The sequence below is a fragment of the Moorena sp. SIO4A1 genome, from assembly GCF_010672065.1.
GTDB lineage: Bacteria > Cyanobacteriota > Cyanobacteriia > Cyanobacteriales > Coleofasciculaceae > Moorena.
This window is the reverse complement of record NZ_JAAHHX010000560.1, coordinates 1-1,668: the sequence shown is the minus strand read 5'-3', so window position 1 is coordinate 1,668 and position 1,668 is coordinate 1. Positions and strand designations below refer to the sequence as shown.

Below are 1,668 nucleotides of genomic sequence, written 5' to 3'. Positions count from 1 at the left end.
GAGTAGAGATGATCTATGGAGCCTATAACTTCTCCAATCCACCCCAGTCCTTGACTCAGCCAGAACTACACGAAATATTGATTGAGCTTTCTTCTCCCTTAACTGGCTACTTGGGGCGAATCAAGGGCACGGATAGTAAAAGTGATTGCTTTTACTTCCTGCGGGACTTGCCCATGGATTAACTAGCACTTGAGCAGTATAGCGTTTTTTAAAATTTGGTGAGGTACATTTTTTGAGGGAGCAGGGAGCAGGGAGCAGGGAGCAGGGAAAAGGGAATAGGGAACAGGGAATAGGGAATAGGGAACAGGCATGCTAGCAAGAGGCAAGAGGCAAGAGGCAAGAGGCAAGAGGCATGCTAGCAATAGGCATGCTAGCAATAGGCAATAGGTAAACAATCATGTTTACCTCATTAGGAGAGAAAGCGCTATAGTAAAAATCTGCCGGTTTGTGTAACGTTTTATTTCAATATTCAAAATTTCTGCTTGTGATCAATGCCTAAAGCGTGATTAAGCTACCATAGATATAGCCTTAAGCATGGCAATAATAAGCTACTTTTAATGGCAAAAGATATCTACCACGAAACGGTTAAAACGGCTCTGATCAAAGACGGATGGGTGATTACTAACGATCCTCTAGCATTAGCTGTTGGAGAGCGAACCGTTTACGTAGATATGGGATCGGAGAAACTTTTTGCAGCAGAAAAAGGTCGGCGACGTATTGCAGTTGAGGTAAAAAGTTTTATTCGTCCTTCTCCTGTACAAGACCTAGAAAATGCCCTCGGTCAATATGTGCTTTATCGAGGTTTGTTAAAAGAATCAACCAACCATCGATATCGAACATTATATCTAGCGATTCGGAATGCAGTTTACTTAGATTTTTTTCAAGAGAAAATTGCTCGAATTGCTATTGAAAACAATCAGTTGAATTTGCTAATTTTTGATGCAGAAGGAGAAGAAATAGTGCAATGGATAGATTAGATGAGTATTCCAGATTAATTCGAGAAATTCTAGAGCGTTACGCTCGGATTAGTTACAGTCACGGCGATATCCAAAGTTATGCCATTACTGATACTCTGAACAATCATTTTATGCTAATGGTTGTTGGCTGGGATGGCAAACGTCGAGTCCACGGCTGCATTACGCATGTTCAGATTATTGATGGGAAAATCTGGATTCAACGGGATGGTATCGAAGATGGCATCACTGAAGAACTTGTCGCTGCAGGGATTCCCAAATCAGATATTGTGCTAGGGTTTCACCCACCAGACGTTCGTCCCCATACTGGTTATGCGTTCGCGTAGCGTGGCCATAGGTCAATCGATTTTTTCACTGGTTATCAACCAGGGGTGATTTCCGACTCTGAGATCAATCCGGTTTCCTCTCATTTCAAGCCAAACTGTGTCATCCTTTTAACCCCTTACTCTGTCTTGAAAACAGATGAAGGTATAGAGATTTTACTAGTTTACAATTCAATAAACAAAATAGTATAATAAAAGAAAATTAAATACATTTAATCTCTATAGCATTTCCAAATATATCATGAAAAATACTGCTAATTTTTCATAGCCAAACGCTATATAGTAATCAGATTTATCAAAAACTGAAATGGCGATTGGTCTGTGGCTACGCTACGGGAAACCATTAGCTGATTGCTAAATGATAGTACATA

Annotated in this window: 3 protein-coding genes and 1 pseudogene; 3 read left to right on the top strand and 1 reads right to left on the bottom strand. The window is 40.3% G+C overall.

Annotated features, from left to right (window positions below):
• A pseudogene (locus F6K53_RS40635) lies at window positions 1-182 on the top strand (DUF1802 domain-containing protein); the annotation flags it as partial.
• On the opposite strand, the gene F6K53_RS40630 reads toward F6K53_RS40635, so the two are convergent.
• Window positions 183-377, bottom strand: a complete 195-nt coding sequence (locus F6K53_RS40630; RefSeq protein WP_293085864.1) for a hypothetical protein — start codon at window positions 375-377, stop codon at window positions 183-185.
• Window positions 378-557: 180 nt separating this feature from the next.
• Between F6K53_RS40630 and F6K53_RS40625 the strand changes: the two genes are divergently transcribed.
• Window positions 558-977 carry an element excision factor XisH family protein gene (locus tag F6K53_RS40625; RefSeq protein ID WP_293085862.1) on the top strand — a complete coding sequence of 140 codons (420 nt, stop codon included), beginning with the start codon at window positions 558-560 and terminating at the stop codon, window positions 975-977.
• Window positions 965-1,300: a XisI protein gene (locus F6K53_RS40620; RefSeq protein ID WP_293085859.1), complete on the top strand. Its 336-nt coding sequence runs from the start codon at window positions 965-967 to the stop codon at window positions 1,298-1,300. The genes F6K53_RS40625 and F6K53_RS40620 overlap by 13 nt, the downstream gene beginning before the upstream one ends.
• The last annotated feature ends 368 nt before the right edge of the window (window positions 1,301-1,668 follow it).